This is a genomic window from Ureibacillus thermosphaericus (assembly GCF_002370195.2).
Classification (GTDB): Bacteria; Bacillota; Bacilli; order Bacillales_A; family Planococcaceae; genus Ureibacillus; species Ureibacillus thermosphaericus.
Window position 1 is genome coordinate 2,549,007 of record NZ_AP018335.1, and the last position, 22,373, is coordinate 2,571,379.

Here is a 22,373-nt window from a genome sequence, read left to right on the forward strand (position 1 = left end):
GTATAATTTTTTCTTGTTATTCATTTTATGATTTTTTGTTTATAAAGAACAATTTCATTTTTAAATGAAACCTATCTAATATCCATATGAATAATTGGTAAATACTACAAAAATCAGCATTTAAATTCTAAATTATATCAAACCTAAACACAAAATTTTCAAATAAATCTATATTTTTATATCATTTAAATCCTTTTTAATTCTCAAATCGCTAACAAACATTCTCGATTTGATATATAACATCGTACATAAGGGATGATCCAACATGGATACATCGCAATTCAGGTAAATGGCCATTGAATCGGATAGGGGCAAAAAATGGATGACTGGAAAAGAACATTTTATTGACATATAATAGTAAAACCGAACGTTGCAACTCTCAGAAACAGAGATTCAGGCAATTGTTCGGTTTTTTATCTAAAGTGTATACAACCTTTTATTCATCCAAAAAATCATAAGGGGTGATACCATCCATCCCTATCATCGGATGGATTTTAGGTGCTGTTTCCGCATTAAGGACTGGAGGAAGGGAAGTAGTATCGCCTGTCGTCTGCTGTTCATTGCAATCGTCCGGTGAAAGATGCACGATTTGTTCATCAAGCTTCTCCCCTTCCATCTTCATTTCCTGATTTCGATCATCATTCATCTTCGCGGGATTCAATCGGGCCCTCAAAGTCGTAAAACGCTTCAAATCGTCCGTGCGTTGAATTCCCTTCATGAATTCTTCTGGCTCTCCGCATAATATTAAATAATTTTTCGCACGAGTAATTCCTGTATAAATCAAATTTCTACGAAGCATTTTCGAATAGCTTCGAACAATGGGCATAATCACAGTTTGGAATTCACTGCCTTGCGCTTTATGAATGGAGCAACAATAAGCCAGAGTAATTTGATTTAAATCTGATCGTTCATACGTCACTTCATTGCCATCATAAGAAACGACAACGATATCTTGTTTTTCAACCGTTTCTTTCGCTTTTATGATTGCTACAATTTCTCCAATATCACCGTTAAAAACATTACTTTCCGGCTGGTTGACCAGCTGTAAAACTTTATCACCAATGCGGAAAATCGTATCGCCATACTTTACTTCTTTTCTCGTTCCATCCTCGTTTGAATTCACAAGCTCTTGAATTTCTTTATTTAAATAATCAATACCAGCTGGCCCCTTGTACATAGGTGCCAACACTTGTATATCACGTATAGATTGACCTTTTGCCAATGCACTTTTTACAACTTGTGTGACGACGCTGGCAATTTGATCTTTTGAAGCTTTAATAAAAGAACGATCGGTCGTTTTTTCAGTAAAGTTAGTTGGAATTTGCCCTTTTTTAATTTGATGGGCCAGTTCGATAATCGTAGAACCATCTGCTTGGCGATATACTTCTGTTAGTTCTATGGTTGGCACGACTTTAGAAGCTAATAAGTCCTTTAATACTTGTCCAGGTCCAACCGGAGGCAATTGATCTTGATCTCCTACAAGAACCACTTGAGCATTGAGAGGAATACTTTTTAACAATTGGTGACTTAACCACGTATCTACCATGGACATTTCATCGATTATTACAAGACGGCCTTCGATTTCACGATCTGATTCTTCCTCTTTTTCTTGACCATTAAAACCTAATAATCGGTGAATTGTCATCGCTGGTAAACCCGTAGATTCCGAAAGTCTTTTTGCAGCTCTACCAGTTGGTGCTGCGAGAATAATTGGAAACGGTTCTTCCCTCTTCGCATATTCTTTAGGATCTAAGGAAATTCCGTGAAGTTCTGCATACACTTCAACTAATCCTCGAATAACGGTCGTTTTCCCAGTTCCTGGCCCACCTGTTAAGATCATAACGGACGAGTTTAGAGCTTGTTCAATGGCTCTTGCTTGCGTTTCTGCATAAGTCACTTCCAAACGTTCTTCGACTTCTCCGATTGCTTTTCGTATCTCGTCTTTTGAAAAAATTTGACTTTGTTCATTTTGCTTTAAAAGTTGCAAAATTTTAGTGGCGATGCCAACTTCACTAAAATATAAGGATGGCAAGTAAATTCTCGTCTCTTCGCCGCAAATTTTCCCTTCCTCTTCCAATTCAATAACCGCTTTTGAAATAGACTCAAAAGGAATTTCTACAGGTTGGCTCTGTTCCAGCATACCTTTAACCTCAGGCAATACATGTTCCGCTTCTAAATATACATGCCCTTCAGATAAAGCAGCTTGATTCAACACATGTAAGACTGCTGCTTTAATTCGGTCGGGATGGTTTCCTGTTATGCCGATTTTGCTGCCCAATTCATCGGCTTTTGTAAATCCAACCCCTTCTACTTCTTCAATTAAACGATAAGGATTTTCGGTTAACAAATGAATTGTTTCTTCTCGATACGTTTGATATATTTTCATTCCTAATTGCGGTCCGAATCCCCATTCGTTCAATTGAATCATAATTTTATCCAAACCTAAATTTTGTTCTAAAGTGCTGCGAATAGTCATTTTTTTCTCTTCAGAAAGCCTTGGAACTTCATCGAGAATTTGTGGATTTTCCATCATTTTTTTCAGCGCATCAGTCCCTAGCGTTTTGACAATCAACTCAGCAGTTTTTGGACCAATACCCGGAAATAAGTCACTCGATAAATAGTGAATGACACCTTGTTCAGTTGCAGGAACTTCCCTTTCAAACATTTCTACTTGGAATTGAATTCCGTATTTCGGATGATGCTTCAAACTTCCAAAAAAACGATAGTCATGTTCTTCATCAAGGGTTGGAAAATATCCTACAACTGTGATTTCTTTTTCTGTATATTGCAAATTGGTTTCCTTAATTTTTACTTTTACAATAGAATACATGTTGGATGCGTTATGAAAAATGGAAACAATTGGCCGGCCTAAAACAAAGGTTTTTGTCGTTTTGAGTATGGTGAAGTTTTCCTCCACTTTCATACGCTCCTCTCCGAAAAAATCTCTTTAATATGATACCATTATTACGGAGTGTAACAAAATAGGAACTTCCACTTCTCGATTAAATAATAGACCAATGATATGATATAAAAAATACTTATTGAAGGGATTCGAGTGCATTATGGAATTTAGACCTTGTATTGATTTGCATGATGGAAAAGTCAAACAAATTGTTGGCAGTACTTTAGGACAAGAAACTGTTGTAGAAAATTTTATTTCTGAAAAAGATGCTTCCTATTATGCCGAACTATTTAAAAAGGATGGTTTAACAGGTGGGCATGTTATCATGTTAGGCCCTGGAAATGAAGAACAAGCCCAATTTGCTTTAACTGCATATCCGAGAGGACTTCAAATCGGTGGAGGAATCACTGCGGACAATGCAAAAAAATGGATTGATACGGGTGCCAGCCATGTCATTGTTACATCATACATATTTCACGATGGACAATTAGATATGGAAAGATTAGAACGTCTAGTCCAAGAGATTGGAAAAGAACACATTGTCCTTGATTTAAGCTGCCGAAAACGAGACGGGAAATGGTATGTGGTAACAGATAAATGGACGAAATTCAGCGATTTTGAAATCAATCAGGAAAATATTTCCTTCCTAGAACAATATTGTGATGAGTTTTTAATTCATGCCGTGGATGTGGAAGGGAAAAAAAGCGGAATGCAGGAAGAATTAGTTCAGGATTTAGCGAAATGGACAAAGATTCCAACAACTTATGCAGGTGGAGTTCGATCATTACAAGATCTTGAAAGGTTTAAAAAATTATCAGGAGGAAAATTGCACGTAACGATCGGCAGTGCATTAGATATTTTTGGAGGCGATTTGCCATATCGAGATGTGGTGAATTATTGTAAGTCATAATTTTGAAGTGCTATAGTGAATTTTCCAATAGAAATTCAATCACAACGACTTGACATCTATTATCGTGATAAGATAAATTTCGTTTCTGAAACAAATAATAATATGAAGCTTGAGGTTAACATCAATGTTGGGTATCTACCGGCTAGTATAGAAAATTTCCAATTCAAAAGGCTATCTAGAAATCTTAACTTCTAGATAGCCTTTCTACATTCTAATTTTTATTCTTTAAGCGCTCCATTACCATGTCATAAATATATTTTGCTTGTTCATGTTCTGGTTGAATTGTAAAGGCTTGTTCTAAGTGATATAACGCCTCTTTTGCAACCTCTGTCGAGAGGGCGTAGAGCACACCTAAATTATAATGAGCATCGGCATTTTGTTCATCATTATGTAAGACATACTCCAATTCCTTTTTTGCTAAATCAAACATCTCTAACTTACATAATAAAATGCCGTAACTTAAACGAATTTGCATATCATCCGGCGCAAGTTCAGCAGCTCGTTGCATATAGGGAAGTGCCAGTTTTACTTTATTTTCCTTTTCTAATGCTTTCCCTAACATGTAATAAGCATCGGCACCTTCAATTCCATATTCAATCGACTTTTGATAAAGTTTTGCCGCCTCTACAAATCGCTCCGAATTATAATATAAGTTTGCTAAACCATAATAGGCCGTTGCTGCTTTTTCATCAAGAGTAATCGCTTTTTGAAAAAATCTCTCTGCACGCTCTATCTCGTTCATTGCGGCAAGGACATTCCCAAAATTAATATAGCCTACTGGATCATCCGGATTTTGTTCAATTGCTTCCGTGAAAGCTTTCACTGCATCTTCATAACGCTCTTCCTGCAATGCTTTGATACCTTCTTCATTATAGTTCATGTTTTCACCTCTCATCAAAAATTGGCGACCAACTTAGCCGCCAATTATCCTACATAAGTTAATTTTTCACCATTTTTTAATACTTCATCAATTGTTCCTCCTCCTAAACATACTTCCCCATCATATAAAACAACAGCTTGTCCAGGCGTAATCGCTCGCTGTGGCACTTGGAATGTAATATGTGCCTTTTGATCATCTAAAAGCTCCACTTCTACTGGAGTATCTTCTTGTCGGTAGCGGAATTTAGCTGTACAAGTAAATTTCTTTGGTTTCGGTTGATTGGATGTGAAGCTCATATTTGTTGCGATTAATGATGTAGAATACAATGCTTCATTATGGAATCCTTGTCCCACATATAACACATTGCGTTTTAAATCTTTCCCCACAACAAACCAAGGTTCACCTTCACCGCCAATGCCAAGGCCGTGTCTTTGTCCAATTGTATAATACATTAGCCCATCATGTTTCCCCATAACTTTGCCATCAAGGGTTTCCATTTTACCAGGTTGCGCTGGCAAGTAGTTACTTAAAAATTCTTTAAAATTGCGCTCACCAATAAAACAGATGCCTGTTGAGTCTTTTTTCTTCGCTGTTGCAAGACCAGCCTCTTCAGCAATTTGTCGAACTTTCGGCTTTTCAATATGTCCGATTGGGAACATGACCTTTTGCAGCTGTTGCTGATTCAATTGATTTAAAAAATATGTTTGGTCTTTATTCCGATCGACGCCGCGCAATAACACGACTTCTCCTTCTCGCTCTTCCACTCGAGCATAATGCCCTGTTGCTAAATAATCAGCACCCAGCTTTAATGCATGCTCAAGGAAAGCTTTGAATTTGATTTCCTTGTTGCACATGACATCGGGATTTGGAGTTCTTCCAGCTTTGTATTCCTCTAAAAAATAGGTAAATACTTTATCCCAATATTCTTTCTCAAAATTTACCGCGTAGTAAGGGATGCCGATTTGATTGCAGACTTTGATGACATCTTCATAATCTTCCGTTGCGGTACATACACCGTTTTCATCGGTATCATCCCAGTTTTTCATGAAGATGCCAATTACATCATAGCCTTGCTGCTTCAACAAATAAGCAGCTACAGATGAATCTACCCCACCGCTCATTCCAACGACTACACGAATTTGTGATGGATCACGAGTTTCTACCATATATTTCACCTTTTCTATTTCTATGAATTTGTCATTCTTTTCACGATTTTGGCAGTACGTTCTGCTGCAATTTCAACATCTTTCTCTGTTAATCCTAAACCAAAACTAAAACGAATGGAATTACGAAGCTCTGAAGCACCTTTTCCAAACATTGCAAAGAGCACGTGAGATGGGTCAATGGAACCTGCTGTACAAGCCGAACCACTTGATGCATAAACACCGTCCATATCCAAATTCACGAGGAACGATTCAACGTCCATTCCTGGAAAACTAATATTTAATATATGTTTAAGGAAATATTCATGATCACCATTTACCTTGTAAGTAATTTGTTCCCGATTTAATACATTTAAGAAGATCATTCTAAATTGAAGATATGTTTCCTGTCTTTTTTCCATTTCCTGCTGCGAGATTTCAACAGCTTTTGCAAAACCTACAGCAGCATGTACATTTTCCGTCCCTGCTCTCCGTTTTCTTTCCTGTGAGCCACCATAAAATGTAGCGATGAAAGGCGTTTTTTCCCGTTGATATAAAAAGCCAATTCCTTTTGGTCCATTAATTTTATGACTTGAGACACTTAATAGATCAACGTGTAATTCATTAACATCGATTTTTTCTAATCCATAAGCTTGAACAGCATCGGTATGAAAAATCGCTTGATGGTCTTTTAGTAGTTCACCAATTTCTTTAATTGGTTGAATCGTACCTACTTCGTTATTTCCATACATAATCGTTACTAAAATCGTGTCATCTCGCAATGCATTTTTTACAGATTCAACAGAAATGCGACCGTTTTCATTTACTGGTAAATATGTTACTTCAAAACCAGCTTTTTCTAGCTGTTCACATGCATGTAGAACAGCATGATGCTCTACTGATGTTGTGATAATATGTTTACCTTTCGATTTTAAAGCTTGAGCTACTCCAAATATTGCTGTATTATCAGCTTCTGTTCCACCACTGGTTAAAATGATTTCTGTATCTTTCGCGCCAATGGATTGAGCTAAAATACTTCTCGCTTCGTCCAATACCTTTCTTGCAGATCGTCCTGCTGTATGGATGCTGGAAGGATTTCCATACACACGAGCCATTACTTCCGCCATAGAATTGATGACTTCTGGATGAACTGGTGAAGTTGCTGCATGATCTAAGTAAAACGTTTGCATAATGTGCCGATAAACTCCTTTATTCTTATGTGCAATTAAATATAGAACATATAACCGTCATATTCTGTCTCGTCAGTATAATTTGCTAAATCTTCAATCGTTGTCGTATCAAGTACCTGTTTTACTGCATCGCGAATGCGAATCCAAAGCTGTTGTTGTGGTGGTTCTTCTTCTTCAATTCCCTCCACTGGTTGGATTGGACCTTCTAATACACGAATCACATCGGCTGCTGAAATTTTACTTGGTGGAATGGCAAGCAAATAACCGCCGTATGCACCGCGCACACTTTTTACTAAACCAGCAATACGTAATGGAGATACTAATTGTTCTAAGTATGCCTCCGATAGATTTTTTTCTTCCGCAATTTTACGTAATGGGAGTGGACCATCCCCATAATGTTTTGCTAATTCAATCATAATTGTTAAACCGTATCTACCTTTTGTTGAAATTTTCATCTTACTACACCTCAAATTTCTATTCCCATATTCTTCGTCTAGTATAACATAACACCTTTTATTCCACTTGGAAAAGGTCTATTATAATTTATAAATGAAAAGTTTTTAAGTTCATCGGAGGAAGTACTATGCAAAATGAACCATTGGCATTTCGAATGCGCCCAAGAAATATAGATGAAGTAGTTGGACAACAACATATTATTGGTAAAGATACCGCTTTATATAAAATGATTCAAAACGGACATGTTCCGTCAATGTTATTGTACGGCGAACCAGGAATTGGGAAAACCTCTATTGCCTATGCGATTGCAGGAAGCACAAATTTACCTTTCTTTCCTCTAAACGCAACGATTGCTGGAAAAAAAGATGTTGAACAAATTGTATCAGAAGCAAGGCTCACAGGAAAAGTCATACTGTTTTTAGATGAGATTCATAGATTTAATAAACTTCAACAAGATACATTATTACCCCATGTGGAAGATGGGTCAATTATTTTAATCGGTGCTACGACAGAAAATCCATTTCACGATGTCAATCCAGCAATTCGTTCCCGATGCGGGGAGATTTTTCAACTAAAACGTTTGACTCTTGAGGAACTTGTCCAACTGTTAAAAAACGCATTGCATGATGAAGAACGAGGATTAGGTAAATATTCAATTGATATTCATGATGAACAAATAAAAAAAATTGCGATTGCTTCCAATGGTGATGCTAGGAAAGCTTTAACTTTGTTAGAATCAGTCTTTCATGCTTCAGAAGAAATAGATGACATTGTGCGTGTGGAAGATTCTACTATCGAACACTTGGCGAAACGCATCGGCGTATATGGAGATAAAGGTGGCACGCATTTTTATAATTTATTGTCCGCTTTGCAAAAATCTGTGAGAGGAAGCGATGTCAACGCAAGTTTATATTATTTAGCCCATTTGCTTGAAAATGGAGATTTAATTGCAGTTTGTAGAAGACTTTTGGTGATGGCTTATGAGGATATTGGCCTTGCGAATCCCCATGTAGGTGCCCATGTATATGCAGCAACAGAAGCAGCAAAAGTACTCGGCTTACCTGAAGCGAGAATTCCCCTTGCCAATGCAGTCATTGAAATGTGCTTATCTGAAAAATCCAATTCCGCATATCAGGCATTAGACGCTGCAATTAAAGCCATTCATGAAGGAAAAACTGGGGATATTCCTATGCATTTGAGGGATGCTCATTATGCGGGAGCCAAAACATTAGGTCACGTTGGTTACCAGTACCCTCACGACTATCCAATAGGCACTTTTGGTGGTTGGGTAAATCAACAATATTTACCAGATACACTTCAAGATATGGAATTTTATCGCCCTGTCATTGCAGGGGAAGAAAAAAGGATGGCAACGATCTATGAAAAGTTAAAATCCTTAAAAAATCATAACAGTCAGTAAATCCTTAATTGAGATAAACCGAATTTGTTTTCAGATTTTATCGTAAAAAGGGCTTGTTTAAAAAGTCCATAAAAACAGAGCGAATGGAGAAAACAATGAGTTTTTCCATTCGCTCTGTTTCATATTTCCTGGTTTTCAACGTAAAGTTGTTCGATTTTTACCGTTTCCCTAACTTTCCAAAAAAAAGCATCAAGTGGTAGCCATGTTTATTAATTTAGAATATTCTTTCCATATTGATTGCAAAATTCATTGAAAAAACGAATGCAGTCTTTTAAACCATTATTTTTATCAAGGTAATAGCGTTCAAATTCATCTTCTTCATGAAATAATTGATTATATGTTTCGCTCAACTCTTGTAAAAATTCTAAATTGCGTCCTTGAACATCCGGTAAACAATTTGCTGCATCATGAAAAGATTTTTTTATTTGCTCTTTTTGTTCCTCAGTCATTTCCTTTACAAGGTTCATATATGCAATTGTTTTGAAGTATATAATTTTGCTTACGATATCAATAAATAAAGACCAATACATATCGCTTTCCGGCAATCTTCCATCTTTTCTTTGCACATATTTTTTGAAGTAAGTAACCGATTCATCCAATAACTGTTTTAACTCTTCAAAAGCCAAATCCCATTTTTGCGAAGTATCAATATAATCGAAGAGAATCCCATCCAATTCTTCTTGAAGCTGGACTAAATTCAATATGTCATTTCTTATTTGAATTTTTGGCATAAAATACCCCCTTGTATGCTCGTATTAAGTTTTACTATATCAATAAAATCCTTATTATTTTGAATGAAATAATAAAACGTGAAAAAAATGTATTAAATCTGTTTTTTTAGCTTCATTAATAGCAATTTCCGAATATGGGGGTATTTATAAAAAAGTACGATTCGATAGAATTTAAAAGCTACCATTTTCTATTGTCTCTTCATTATGATTACACACACTCATTATTTTATTAGAAAAATTATTTCATTATTCATTCTAATTAGATAATTATTGTTTTACACGCTTAATTGGTATGTCTTTTAATACAGAGTTGATTACCCAGCTTGCACAAATAAGCCCACAAACGGATGGACAAAAAGCGTTTGATGATGGGGGCATTTTAGCTTTACGGATGGACGCATCGGGATTCCCTACTTCTTCAACAACATCCGGTCTTACGACAATTGGTGATTCATCGGAAAAGACTACCGTTATGCCTTTTTTTATACCTTCTTTTCTTAATTTCGTACGAATAACTTTTGCCATTGGATCTGTATGAGTTTTTGAAATATCTGCAATGCGGAATCTTGTTGGATCCATTTTATTTGCAGCACCCATACTGGAAATAATCTGGATATTTCGCTTTAAACATTCTTTCATTAAATGAATTTTATACATGATTGTATCTGAGGCATCAATGACATAATCAATATCATATTCAAATAGTTTTTCATACGTTTCTTCGTTATAAAACATGTGTAAATGAATAACTTCACATTCTGGATTAATATCTGCAATTCGTTCTTTCATAACTTCTGCTTTTGGTCTTCCAATCGTTGATAAATACGCAACCAATTGGCGATTAACATTTGTGATATCTACCACATCTTTGTCTACTAAAATAATTCGCCCTATACCGCTTCGTGCACATGCTTCCGCAGCAAAAGAGCCAACTCCTCCAATCCCTAAAATTGCAACCGTTGTATTTTTTAATCTATCTAATCCTTCTTTTCCTATCGCAAGTTCGTTTCTAGAAAATTGATGTAACATACCTTTCTGCCTTTCATTCGAATTTTTCACATCGGAATTATATCATAAGTGTTGGTTAGAAGTGTATACGTTTATATTTCCAAAGTATTAATAACAAACAAAAACTCCTCCATCAAAATGGAGGAGTTTGAAGCGTGACGAATCCCGAAGATGCCGTAGTGCGTCATTAACACCGTTTTGAACCCGCTATCTCGCAGGTGGGTGCCCTCACTGACTTTTTAAACGTCCCCTATACTTTTGGCGTTCTGATGGGGCATGTTTGCCAAGTCAAAATATTGAGCTCCCTTTTTATTGTTGTTCGGTCAAAACTGTTAATATGGCATTCACAAACACTTCAGGATTCGTGTTGGTATTATCATAACATTAGCGGAAGTAAATTTCAATGAATATAGATTAAATTGTGTTAATTTTTTGTTTATTTTAATTAGAATTTGATTTTTTGCGTGCAAAAAAGAAAAAAAATCAAATCCATTTATATTTTTAAATATGAAAGGGCCTAGAAAGTCTAAATCTTTCCAGACCCCCTCACTCTTCATAATCATGGTTTTTTATAAATCTTTGCTCCTGCGATAGTCAAAACAAGTTTCACTATTCTCATCATAATTTATCTAAACTTAGCGTGGAAGATAGTAACAAAGAAGGGGGCGTCTGAAAAGTCATTTTGAGACGCATCCCTTTGCGGCTGTCGCTAAAGCTTTCGCCGCAGATACATTGCGACGAGGAGGCGCGTTTGATGTGACCACCAGAGGAGCAAAGTTTTTAAGAGAATATTACTATAAGAAGTAAGGCTGTTCAGAAAGTGTTCGACTTTCTGGACAGCCCCCCCTTTTCTATGCTTATTTATTAAATACATTCACTTTTAAATGTAATTCTTCTAGTTGTTTTGGTGAAACTTCGCTTGGCGCATCAGTCAGCAAGCAACTTGCAGTAGCAGTTTTAGGGAATGCAATCGTATCTCTCAAGTTGTTGCGACCTGCTAAAATCATCACTAAACGGTCTAATCCCATCGCAATTCCACCATGAGGCGGCACACCGTATTCGAACGCTTCAAGTAAGAAACCGAATTGTTCTTTTGCTTGTTCCTCTGTAAATCCAAGAAGTTTGAACATTTTTTCTTGTAAATCTCTCTCATAAATACGTAATGAACCGCCGCCTAATTCATAACCGTTTAACACGATATCATAAGCTTGTGCTCGAACTTGATCTGGATTTGTATCCATTAATTCAATATCCTCATCAAATGGACGAGTGAACGGATGGTGAGCAGCAGTATAGCGTTTTTCATCTTCGTCCCACTCAAGTAATGGCCAATCTGTTACCCAAAGGAAAGCAAATTGTGATTCATCGATTAAGCCTAACTCTTTTCCTAGTTTATTTCGCAATGCACCAAGAGAAGCGGCAACAATAGAAGCATCATCTGCTCCGAACAATAATAAGTCTCCAGGTTCAGCACCAGTCGCATTTTTGATATCTTCTACAATTTGACCTTCAAAGAATTTCGCGATAGGACCAGTGAAACCTTCTTCCGTCACTTTAATCCAAGCTAATCCTTTCGCACCGTAAATCGCCACAAATTCTGTCAATGCATCAATATCTTTACGAGTAAACTTGTCGTTTGCCCCTTTAACATTGATTGCTTTTACAACGCCGCCTTTTTCAACCGCGCTCGTAAATACTTTGAAGTTGCTATCTTTTACAATGTCCGTAAGGTTGATTAATTCTAAGCCAAAGCGAACATCTGGTTTATCGGAACCAAAACGATCCATCGCTTCTTGGTAAGAGATGCGTGGGAATGGAGTTTGCACTTCAATTCCTTTTACTTCTTTCATGACAGCAGCTAACATGCGTTCTGTCATATCGATAATTTCATCCATGGACATGAAAGATGTTTCAATATCCACTTGAGTAAATTCTGGTTGACGGTCAGCACGCAAATCTTCGTCACGGAAGCAGCGAGCGATTTGGAAGTATTTTTCGAATCCTGCCACCATCAATAATTGTTTGAATAATTGTGGTGATTGCGGCAATGCATAGAATTCTCCTTCATGCACGCGAGATGGGACTAAATAGTCTCGTGCACCTTCTGGAGTAGATTTTGTTAAAATTGGCGTTTCCACTTCCAAGAAACCGTCATTTTGCAAGAAGTTACGGATTGTACGCGTTACATCAGAGCGTAATTTAAATGTGTTATACATAACAGGACGTCTTAAATCTAAGTAACGGTATTTTAAACGTACATCTTCATTGATGTCGACATAATCCTCAATGGCAAAAGGAGGTGTTTTAGATGTATTAATAATTTTAATATCCGTTGCGACAACTTCTATTTTACCAGTTTCGATGTTTGGATTTACTTGGCTTGGATCACGAAGTACAACTTTTCCTTCTACTTCGACTACAAATTCGCTTCGAATTTTATCTGCAATTTCGCGGGCTTGTGGCGCTTCATCACCAAATACAACTTGTACAATACCAGTGCGGTCACGAACATCTACGAAAATTAAACTTCCTAAATCTCTACGACGTTGTACCCAACCTTTTAAAACGACTTGTTGTCCATGATGTTCTTCTCTTAATACTCCACAATGATGTGTTCTTTGAGCCATTTTCTATTCCTCCAATTTTTTAATCTATAGAAAGATGTTGTTTCAGATAATTTACGATTTCATTGATTTCTACTTTTTCTTGGTTTCCTGTTTCCATTTGTTTCACAACTACAACTCCCTCTTCAAGCTCCGTTTCACCGATAATCACGACAAATTTCGCTTGAAGACGGTCAGCAGATTTCATCTGAGCCTTCATTTTACGCATCAAATAATCCATATCTGCAGAAATGCCTTTTAAACGGAAAGAGCTAATTAATTCCACAGCTTTTAATTTAGCCTCATCACCAAGGGCAATGACATAAACATCAAGCGCGTCATCTAACTCTAATTCAACCCCTTCTGCTTCTAAAGCAAGGAGCAATCTTTCAATCGATAAGGCAAATCCAATACCTGGAACATCTGGGCCGCCAATTTCTTCTACTAGCCCATTATATCTTCCACCACCGCAAAGAGTTGTTATTGCTCCAAAGCCTTCTGCAGTGCTCATTATTTCAAAGGCTGTGTGAGTATAATAATCTAAACCACGAACAAGATTTGGATCTACTTCATATTCGATTCCTAGAACTTCTAAATATTTCTTCACTTGTTCAAAATATTCTCTTGATGTCGGTGTTAAGTAATCCGTTAATTTAGGAGCTGTTTGCATAAGCGAGTGTTCGCGGTCTACTTTACAGTCTAAAATGCGTAGTGGATTTTTTTCCAAACGATTTTTACAATCATCACAAAACTCATGAATGTGCGGTTTGAAATGATTGATTAGTGCTGTTCTATGAGTATCTCTCGTTTCTTTATCCCCTAAAGAATTAATCACTAATTTTAAATCTTTTAAACCTACTGTTTGGTAAATGTCCATTGCAAAAGCAATGACTTCTGCATCGATAGCAGGGTCAGCACTACCAATCGCTTCAACACCAAACTGAACGAATTGACGGTATCTTCCAGCTTGTTGACGCTCATAGCGGAACATTGGACCCATGTAGGAAAGTTTAATTGGTTGATCAGGTGCTCCATACATCTTATGTTCGACATAGGCACGAACCGTAGAAGCAGTTCCTTCTGGACGCAACGTTAATGAACGGCCACCACGGTCTTCAAATGTGTACATTTCCTTCTGAACAATATCCGTTGTGTCCCCTACACTTCGTTGAAATAACTCCGTATGTTCAAAAATAGGTGTGCGAATTTCTTTATATCGATAAACGCGAGCTAATTCTCGTAAAATGGATTCAATTTTTTGCCATTTAGGTGTGTTTTCAGGCAAAATATCTTGTGTGCCTCTAGGTACTTTAAAAGCCATTTCCTATCTCCTTTCTATAAACAAATTTTGGAACAAAAAAATGCTCTCATCCCTTATAACAAGGGACGAAAGCATATCACTTCCGCGGTTCCACCCTAGTTGATGTGTATGAACACACCCACCTCATAACGGATAACGGCCGTTTCCGTTTTTCCCTACTTAAATTTCAGGAAAAAGCCTCCCAAGTGTTCTTCGCAAATACCTTCTGTAGGAAAGATTGCAGCCAAAGTCTTTCCCTCTCTGAACATACAGTAAATGCTACTCTCTTGTTCAAAGGCTATCGACACATTTTCACATTAATTTTAATCATAATTGTGCAACGAAAAGTTGTCAACTATTTTCAAAAAAGTATAGATTTATACATGGATAACATTTTACAATAAATAAAGAGATTTTCACATTATTTGTTATTTGAAAGTTGGATGTTTATGAAGCGCAATATACTTATTCTTTGTATAGTAATACTCATTTCTTGTATAACTACATATTTTTCAGGCTTCGTATTAGCCAACAATGAAGAATCTGCGGAAAAATTGCATTTGAGAGAAGGACCTGGTTTGTCGTTCGATATTATCGATACCCTTGAAAAAAACAAAAGATTGAAGGTATTGGATCGTCAAGGGGATTGGCTATATGTAGAGGTTAATGAGAAAAAAGGATGGGTCGCATCCTGGCTAACTCAATCAGAACAAATAAATAACGTCGAAAAATATGCTATCGCCCAAGTTAATCAATTAAATATTCGTTTGGAGCCGTCACTTTCTGCTCCTGTACTAGGTCAGTTACATACTGGAGAGCAAGTGGTGGTATTAAATGAAAGGAATGAGTGGGTTCAAATCCAGCATCAACAATTGACGGGATGGGTTTCATCCGAATTTATCACGATGAATGAAGGTACTATCGATGAATTAAATAACACGGTGAGTGAAAAAACCGAATCGGCTGAAATAAAGGAATCAAATCATTTTACAATCATTGTCGATGCTGTAATCGTAAGACAAAAACCAAACTTAAAATCGAAAAAATTGGGCATTGCGAAAAAAGGAGAACAATTCGCAATTCTAGCTCGAGACCACCATTGGATTCAAATCGATTTTAATGGAAAGAAAGGTTGGATTTATAGCTTTTACGGCACATTCGACAATTCTTCGATAGAGGAACAAAAAGAAGAACAAACCATTACAATTATCTACAATGGGACAAATATTCGAAAAGAACCCACAACTTCATCGGACGTAATCATGAACGTTCAGGCTGGAGAACAATTTAATATCATTAATAAGGAACATGATTGGTATAAAATTCAACTTTCTGAAGATGCAACAGGTTATGTAGCAAGTTGGGTAGTTTCGACAAACGAACAATCCGTAAAACAAGATAAGAAAGATAATCGAAAGAAAGGCACTCTTAATGGCGTAACCATTGTGCTTGACCCCGGTCATGGAGGAAATGACCAGGGAACTGCTGGTCTAAGGAACACAATTGAAAAAGAAATTACATTAAAAACGGCAGAACTGTTAAAAACTAAATTGCAGCAAGCAGGAGCAGAAGTTTACTTAACAAGGGAATCTGATGTGTATGTGGGTCTACATAAGCGTGTATCACTCGCCCACCAACTTGCTGCGGATGCGTTTATAAGCATCCACTATGACGCAACTGAAGATCGGACAATCTCAGGTTTTACAACATATTATTTCCACTCTTATCAAGAGTCTCTTGCACAATTTGTTCATGATGGATTATCAGGTCAGATCAAATTGCGGGATCGTGGCGTGCAACAAGGGAACTATTTAGTATTACGAGAAAATAAACAAAATGCGATATTAGTAGAATTAGGTTATTTAAGTAATCCAAGTGAGGAAAAACTGATTAATACTGACCTTTTCCGTGAACAAGCAACAATGGGCATTTATGAAGGGGTACTCCAATATTTTGATGCACAGCTAAAATAATAAATTGGCTTTCTGGAAAGTTCAATCTTTCTAGAAAGCCAATTTATTTTATTTCGATTCCAAAATAATTGTAACTGGACCATCATTCACAAGGGATACATCCATCATGGCTCCAAAAATGCCTGTTTCAACTTTTAAACCTTGTTCACGTAAGGCATCATTAAAGGCATTCCATAAAGGCTCTGCTTGCTCAGGTCGAGCTGCTTCTACAAAGCTTGGTCTTCTCCCTTTCTTCGTATCTGCATATAACGTAAATTGAGAAACAGATAAAATATCTCCGCCATGCTCTTTAATTGAGTGATTCATTTTTCCCTCTTCATCTTCAAAGAGGCGAATCTCTGCTACTTTTTTTGCTAAATATCTCACATCTTCTATCGTGTCTGTATGCGTTATACCAACTAATAAAACATATCCTTTGTCAATTTTTCCCGTTACTTTTCCATTAACTGTTACTTTTGCTTCTTTACTACGTTGCAAGACCACTCTCATCGACAAACACACCTCAAACCAACTAATTAATAACCCGCTGTACGGAATAAATATCTGGCATTTGTTTAATTTTCTCTACAACTTTGTGTAATACAGAAATATTTGTAATAGCTATTGTTAAATGAAGCGTTGCAATTTTATCATGAGCAGCACGACCAGAAACAGCTAAAATATTCACTTTCGTCTCTGTAACCGCATGCATAACATCGTTTAATATTCCTGGGCGATCAAATGCAGATATTTCGATATCAACAGGATATTCTTTCTTCCCTTGTGCTTCACTATGCTCCCATTCCACTTCAATTAGGCGATCTTCTCCACCTGTTTGAACATTAGGACAGTCTATACGATGAACAGATACACCTCTACCCTTTGTAATAAATCCAACAATCTCATCTCCAGGAACTGGCGTACAGCAACGAGAAAGTCGAATTAACAAATTATCGATGCCTTTTACAATAACACCTAATTCACCATTCTGTTTCTTTTGTTTCGGGTTTTGCATTTCTTTTTGAATTTTTTCAAGAGCTTCTTCTTGCTCTCTCTCTCTCCGCTTTTTCTCAGCGAGGCGGTTCACCACTTGTTGAGGTGTAATTCCTCCTACACCTACTGCTGCATATAAATCTTCTTCATTTGTGAAATTTAATTTGTTCAAAACCCGTTGAATATTTTCTTCTGAAAGCACTTCTTTTACATCAAATTCTTGTGCTTTTATTTCTTTTTCAATTAAATCTTTTCCTTTGAGAACATTTTCTTCACGCAAGTGCTTTTTGAAGAATTGTTTAATTTTATTTCTCGCTTGAGAACTTTGAGCAATTTTTAACCAGTCTCTACTTGGCCCAAAAGATTGTTTAGAAGTTAAAATTTCAACAATATCCCCTGTTTTTAGTGGTGTATCAAGCGGTACCATTTTCCCATTCACTTTGGCACCAATTGTTCGATTTCCGACCTCAGTGTGCACTCGATAAGCAAAATCAATTGGAACACTTCCTGCAGGTAATTCAATAACGTCTCCTTTTGGTGTAAACACATAAACCATATCGGAGAATAAATCTAGCTTCAGCGATTCCATAAACTCTTCTGCGTTGGAAGATTCGTTTTGGAATTCTAAAATTTCGCGGAACCAAGTTAATTTTTGATCGATGCTTTCCTTACTTGGATTCAGTGATTTGCCTTCTTTATATGCCCAGTGTGCAGCAATCCCGTATTCTGCAATTTTGTGCATTTCCTTCGTACGAATTTGCACTTCCAATGGGTCGCCATAAGGGCCGATGACTGTTGTATGAAGGGATTGATACAAGTTTTGTTTCGGCATAGCGATATAATCTTTAAAGCGACCAGGCATTGGTTTCCAAAGTGTATGTACGATTCCTAGTACCGCATAACAATCTTTGATGCTATCTACAATGATGCGTACAGCCAATAAATCATAAATCTCATTAAACTGTTTATTTTGTAAAACCATTTTCCGATAAATACTATATATATGCTTTGGACGACCGTAGATTTCTGCATCAATTTCAACTTGATTTAATTGAGAGCGAATTTCGCCCATTACATTTTCTAAATACGCTTCCCGTTCCGTACGCTTTCTTTTCATTAAACTTACAATTCGATAGTATTGTTGAGGATTTAAGTAGCGAAGAGCCGTATCTTCCAATTCCCATTTCACCTTAGAAATTCCTAGGCGATGGGCAAGGGGAGCGAAAATTTCTAACGTTTCTTTCGCAATTCGACGTTGCTTTTCTGTAGATAAGTGTTTTAACGTACGCATATTGTGAAGGCGGTCGGCAAGTTTAATTAAAATCACACGAATGTCCTGTGCCATCGCAACAAACATTTTTCGATGATTTTCCGCTTGTTGTTCTTCCTTCGATAAATACTTAATTTTTCCTAGTTTTGTAACACCGTCTACAAGCAAAGCTACTTCTTCACCAAACTCGGCTACTAAATCTTCCCGAGTAACAGAGGTATCTTCCACTACATCGTGAAGAAATCCTGCAGCTACTGTTTGTGGATCCATTTGAAGGTCCGCTAAAATTCCAGCAACTTGAATTGGGTGAATAATATATGGTTCCCCTGACTTTCGGGTTTGTTCTTTATGTGCTTCTTTTGCCACTTCATAAGCTTTTTTCACAAATTCGACGTGCTCATCATTCATATAAGTTTTTACTTTCGAAAATACATCTTCGGGCGTCAAAATTTGCTCCTTCGCCATGATTTGTCCACCTTCAAAAATTTTTCTGTTTTATATATAAAACTAATTGTAAAAAAGTATAAATAAAATGTAAAGCCAAGTCTTATCATATTGCGTTTATCTAACAAAATAATATACCATTGTCAGATGAAAAATATTTTTTAAAAAAATTTTTGCTTATTAAAGTAAAAGAATCCGCACAGTTATTCAAAGTGCGAATTCTTTTTGGGAAATCAATATTGAAGCAATGTTTTGATCGGGTAATTTCCAATTTTTTCGCGGCCATTTAATTCTGTTAGTTCAATAATGAATGCACAACCAGCAACGGTACCACCAAGTTTTTCAACTAATTGAATTGTAGCATCCACCGTACCACCTGTTGCTAGTAAGTCGTCAATAATTAACACTTTTTGTCCTGGGGAAATTGCATCTTTATGCATAGCAAGTACATTCGTACCATATTCTAATGCATATTCAACACTAACTACTTCTCTCGGCAATTTTCCTGGTTTACGCACCGGAGCGAATCCAATACCTAATGCATACGCAACAGGACATCCGATAATAAATCCACGTGCTTCTGGCCCAACGATAATATCTGCTCCCACTTCTTTTGCAAATTCAACAATTTGATCAACCGCATATTTAAATGCTTCACCGTTATCCATTAACGGCGTAATATCTTTAAAACTAATTCCTTCTTTTGGAAAGTTTTGTACAATTGCAATATGTTCCCTTAAATCCATTCCATTTTCCTCCTTAGGAATAAGATAATTCCTTCATTCGATTATCAAACCATTGTTTTAACTCTGAATAAGTTGAGTATAAAAATTTTTGTTCCAATTCGATTTGCTGTTGTCGCAATTGATATGTGGTAGCTTCAGTTAAAGAACGTTTACTTGCAAATTCATTGACGGAAAGCAAACCATTTTCTATTGTAACAAAACCGAGCTCAAAAAACACCTTTGTCATAAACTTTATTGTATCCACATTTAAACCAAAATGTTTGGATAGTTGATGAATATGTTCGTTTAAGTTAAAGAATGGGCGATTTTTTAGAAATGTATAGTATTGAGCAAAATGCTTTCGTGTTGGCATGCCATTAAAATATTGGGAATTCGGTGTGTAAAATACCGCATAAATACGTTGCGGTTTTGCAATTTCAATTAGCTTTTCCATTGTATGAATACGTTTTGGTAAATCCAATAATACAATATACGATGAAAGAGAATTGTCAATTTCATCTTCAACTAATTGAATGGATGGTATGACTGCTTGAAAATATTGAATTGTTTCCTCACGAAAAGCAATAAAGGATGATTCTTCAATAGGAATGCTTCCCACCCAATGATTGGCATTTACTTTTCCCCGATAATCAAATAACTGCCACTCAAGTATCTGAACATCCGAAAGTAAAAATTGCGGTTTTTTTCTACCTTGCCATTCATTGATTTGCAAATCACCAACAATGGATAATTTCACGCCATAGGAAATTTCATTGAATAAATAACCTTTGTTAAAACCAACTGCATCAAGAATTCCATATGCATCTTCCAATTCCATTTTTATATGGTTCTCATTTGCACCGATTTTGCGCATTGAACGAATCGAAACTTGTTGTATAGCAAAAATCGGCTTTTCAAATCCAACACCAAATGGTTTCAACTTCTGTAATTCTTCAATTGCTTCAACCGTTACTTCACTTAAATCGATAGGAACATCAATGTATAATGTCGGCGTTAACATTTCATCGGATAAACATGTTGATGCTTGTTGATGAAGTCGTACTCTCAATTCATCGATATGTTCAGCTGAAAGCGTCATACCTGCAGCCATTGGATGTCCGCCAAAATGCGGAAGAATATCCCGATTTTTTGCTAGTTCATTGTATAAATGAAATCCTTCGATGCTGCGTCCTGAACCTTTTGCTAATCCCAATTCTGAATCGATCGATAACACGATTGTCGGTTTATAATATTTCTCTACTAAACGGGAAGCAACAATTCCAATTACCCCCGGATTCCATCCTTCTTTTGCCACGACAAGCACTGAAGAATTGCTAATATCCGGATTATTTTCAATCATTTCTATTGCTTCTTCAGTAATCGAATTGACATACTCTTTTCTCTCATTATTTTTTTCATTTAGCAATTTAGCTCCCATTGTGGCACTTGCTAAATCTTCACTCATTAAAAACTCTACACCGGGTTTTGCATCACCTAGGCGTCCTATAGCATTTAATCGAGGACCAAAATAAAAACCGATAATTTCTTCATCGATTTCATGCTGCTTTACTCCTGATGCTTCACATAAAGCTTGAACCCATGGGTGATTTGACTTTCGCAATTTCTCTAACCCTTTACGAACAATGTATCGATTCTCTCCAGTTAAGGGGACAAGATCTGCGATTGTGCCAAGTGCAACGTATTCAAACAAATGCTCAGGCACCTCTCCATATAATGCGTGGGCAAGCTTAAAAGCTACGCCTACCCCTGCCAATTCACCAAAAGGATATTTCCCTTCTGGTACCCTCGGATGAATAATGACGTCTGCAGGCGGCAGCTCTTCTCCCGGTTCATGGTGATCTGTAACAATCACATCCATACCAAGCTCTTTTGCTATGCGTATCGGTTCGATGCCGCTAATTCCATTATCGACAGTAATAATCAGTTGGATTCCTTTCTCATGTGCCAATCTGAACAATTCTTCGTTTGGCCCATATCCATGTGTGAAGCGATTCGGAATCTCAAAATCTACATCTGCTCCTAAATCAAGCAATGTATGCAATATGACGGACGTACTCGTAATACCATCTGCATCATAATCTCCATAGATTAATATCTTTTCCCCTCGATGTAATGCTAATTCAATTCGTTCTACCGCTTCTTTCATCCCCGTTAACAAATAAGGATTATGTAGTTGGTCATCTTTCATATGTATAATATTTCTAGCTTCATCTAGTGTCTTCACTCTTGATGCTAATATTTTTGCAGTCAAACTAGAAATATGTAAATTGTTTTGTAATTGTTGAACAAACATTTCATCGGGAATTTGGATCTTCCATTTTTTTGATGATTGTATCATTACCTCACATCCTCACGAAGTCCATTATACCTAAATTTCATAAGTATTGGATAAAAAACTTATATTAATCTAGTAAAGTTTATCTTCC

The 22,373-nt window shown here is 36.7% G+C and carries 16 protein-coding genes, 1 other RNA gene and 1 other annotated feature; of the genes, 3 read left to right on the forward strand and 14 right to left on the reverse strand.

Annotated elements, in window-relative coordinates:
• Positions 1-436: 436 nt before the first annotated feature.
• Positions 437-2,923 carry an SF1B family DNA helicase RecD2 gene (gene recD2, locus UtA1_RS12225; protein WP_096551311.1) on the reverse strand — a complete coding sequence of 829 codons (2,487 nt, stop codon included), beginning with the start codon at positions 2,921-2,923 and terminating at the stop codon, positions 437-439.
• Positions 2,924-3,062: 139 nt separating this feature from the next.
• Between recD2 and hisA the strand changes: the two genes are divergently transcribed.
• Complete coding sequence (hisA, locus tag UtA1_RS12230; protein ID WP_096551313.1) at positions 3,063-3,812, forward strand: phosphoribosylformimino-5-aminoimidazole carboxamide ribotide isomerase; 750 nt, start codon at positions 3,063-3,065, stop codon at positions 3,810-3,812.
• Positions 3,813-4,023: 211 nt separating this feature from the next.
• Here the strand turns inward: hisA and UtA1_RS12235 are convergent, their stop codons facing one another.
• From UtA1_RS12235 to cymR, 4 genes are read right to left on the reverse strand one after another with little or no spacing between them, the layout of a single operon-like run.
• Positions 4,024-4,692 carry a tetratricopeptide repeat protein gene (locus UtA1_RS12235; protein ID WP_096551315.1) on the reverse strand — a complete coding sequence of 223 codons (669 nt, stop codon included), beginning with the start codon at positions 4,690-4,692 and terminating at the stop codon, positions 4,024-4,026.
• Between the two features lie 44 nt (positions 4,693-4,736).
• On the reverse strand, positions 4,737-5,858 hold the full coding sequence (gene mnmA / locus UtA1_RS12240; RefSeq protein ID WP_096551317.1) for a tRNA 2-thiouridine(34) synthase MnmA: 1,122 nt from the start codon (positions 5,856-5,858) through the stop codon (positions 4,737-4,739).
• 20 nt (positions 5,859-5,878) lie between these two features.
• Complete coding sequence (locus tag UtA1_RS12245) at positions 5,879-7,024, reverse strand: cysteine desulfurase family protein (protein WP_096551319.1); 1,146 nt, start codon at positions 7,022-7,024, stop codon at positions 5,879-5,881.
• Positions 7,025-7,059: 35 nt separating this feature from the next.
• On the reverse strand, positions 7,060-7,479 hold the full coding sequence (cymR, locus tag UtA1_RS12250; protein WP_016839403.1) for a cysteine metabolism transcriptional regulator CymR: 420 nt from the start codon (positions 7,477-7,479) through the stop codon (positions 7,060-7,062).
• A 128-nt stretch (positions 7,480-7,607) separates the two neighbouring features.
• On the opposite strand from cymR, the gene UtA1_RS12255 reads away from it, so the two are divergent.
• Positions 7,608-8,900 carry a replication-associated recombination protein A gene (locus tag UtA1_RS12255; protein WP_096551321.1) on the forward strand — a complete coding sequence of 431 codons (1,293 nt, stop codon included), beginning with the start codon at positions 7,608-7,610 and terminating at the stop codon, positions 8,898-8,900.
• A 209-nt stretch (positions 8,901-9,109) separates the two neighbouring features.
• On the opposite strand, the gene UtA1_RS12260 is transcribed toward UtA1_RS12255, so the two are convergent.
• The 5 genes from UtA1_RS12260 to hisS form a co-directional block, all read right to left on the reverse strand.
• Positions 9,110-9,631 carry a hypothetical protein gene (locus tag UtA1_RS12260; protein ID WP_016838380.1) on the reverse strand — a complete coding sequence of 174 codons (522 nt, stop codon included), beginning with the start codon at positions 9,629-9,631 and terminating at the stop codon, positions 9,110-9,112.
• A gap of 267 nt (positions 9,632-9,898) precedes the next feature.
• A complete protein-coding gene (locus UtA1_RS12265; RefSeq protein ID WP_096551323.1) occupies positions 9,899-10,660 on the reverse strand; it encodes a tRNA threonylcarbamoyladenosine dehydratase in 762 nt (253 codons plus the stop codon).
• A 137-nt stretch (positions 10,661-10,797) separates the two neighbouring features.
• Positions 10,798-11,004: non-coding RNA, 6S RNA (ssrS, locus tag UtA1_RS12270), on the reverse strand.
• A 492-nt stretch (positions 11,005-11,496) separates the two neighbouring features.
• A complete protein-coding gene (aspS, locus tag UtA1_RS12275; RefSeq protein ID WP_096551325.1) occupies positions 11,497-13,266 on the reverse strand; it encodes an aspartate--tRNA ligase in 1,770 nt (589 codons plus the stop codon).
• Between the two features lie 19 nt (positions 13,267-13,285).
• On the reverse strand, positions 13,286-14,563 hold the full coding sequence (gene hisS / locus UtA1_RS12280; RefSeq protein ID WP_096551327.1) for a histidine--tRNA ligase: 1,278 nt from the start codon (positions 14,561-14,563) through the stop codon (positions 13,286-13,288).
• Between the two features lie 58 nt (positions 14,564-14,621).
• Positions 14,622-14,846, reverse strand: a binding site (T-box leader).
• Positions 14,847-15,120: 274 nt separating this feature from the next.
• Here hisS and UtA1_RS12285 point away from each other — a divergent pair.
• On the forward strand, positions 15,121-16,515 hold the full coding sequence (locus UtA1_RS12285; RefSeq protein ID WP_232019838.1) for an SH3 domain-containing protein: 1,395 nt from the start codon (positions 15,121-15,123) through the stop codon (positions 16,513-16,515).
• A 48-nt stretch (positions 16,516-16,563) separates the two neighbouring features.
• Here the strand turns inward: UtA1_RS12285 and dtd are convergent, their stop codons facing one another.
• The 4 genes from dtd to recJ all read right to left on the reverse strand — a co-directional run bounded on the left by dtd (position 16,564) and on the right by recJ (position 22,285).
• Positions 16,564-17,004 (reverse strand): D-aminoacyl-tRNA deacylase, encoded by a 441-nt coding sequence (dtd, locus tag UtA1_RS12290; protein ID WP_096551329.1) that lies wholly within the window; start codon positions 17,002-17,004, stop codon positions 16,564-16,566.
• Between the two features lie 22 nt (positions 17,005-17,026).
• Entirely contained in the window at positions 17,027-19,222 is a 2,196-nt protein-coding gene (locus UtA1_RS12295) for a RelA/SpoT family protein (protein ID WP_096551331.1), read from the reverse strand.
• A 212-nt stretch (positions 19,223-19,434) separates the two neighbouring features.
• Positions 19,435-19,947 (reverse strand): adenine phosphoribosyltransferase, encoded by a 513-nt coding sequence (locus UtA1_RS12300; RefSeq protein ID WP_016838387.1) that lies wholly within the window; start codon positions 19,945-19,947, stop codon positions 19,435-19,437.
• 13 nt (positions 19,948-19,960) lie between these two features.
• The gene (gene recJ / locus UtA1_RS12305) at positions 19,961-22,285 is read right to left on the reverse strand and encodes a single-stranded-DNA-specific exonuclease RecJ (protein WP_096551333.1); all 2,325 of its coding nucleotides are present in this window, start codon (positions 22,283-22,285) and stop codon (positions 19,961-19,963) included.
• Positions 22,286-22,373: the final 88 nt, after the last annotated feature.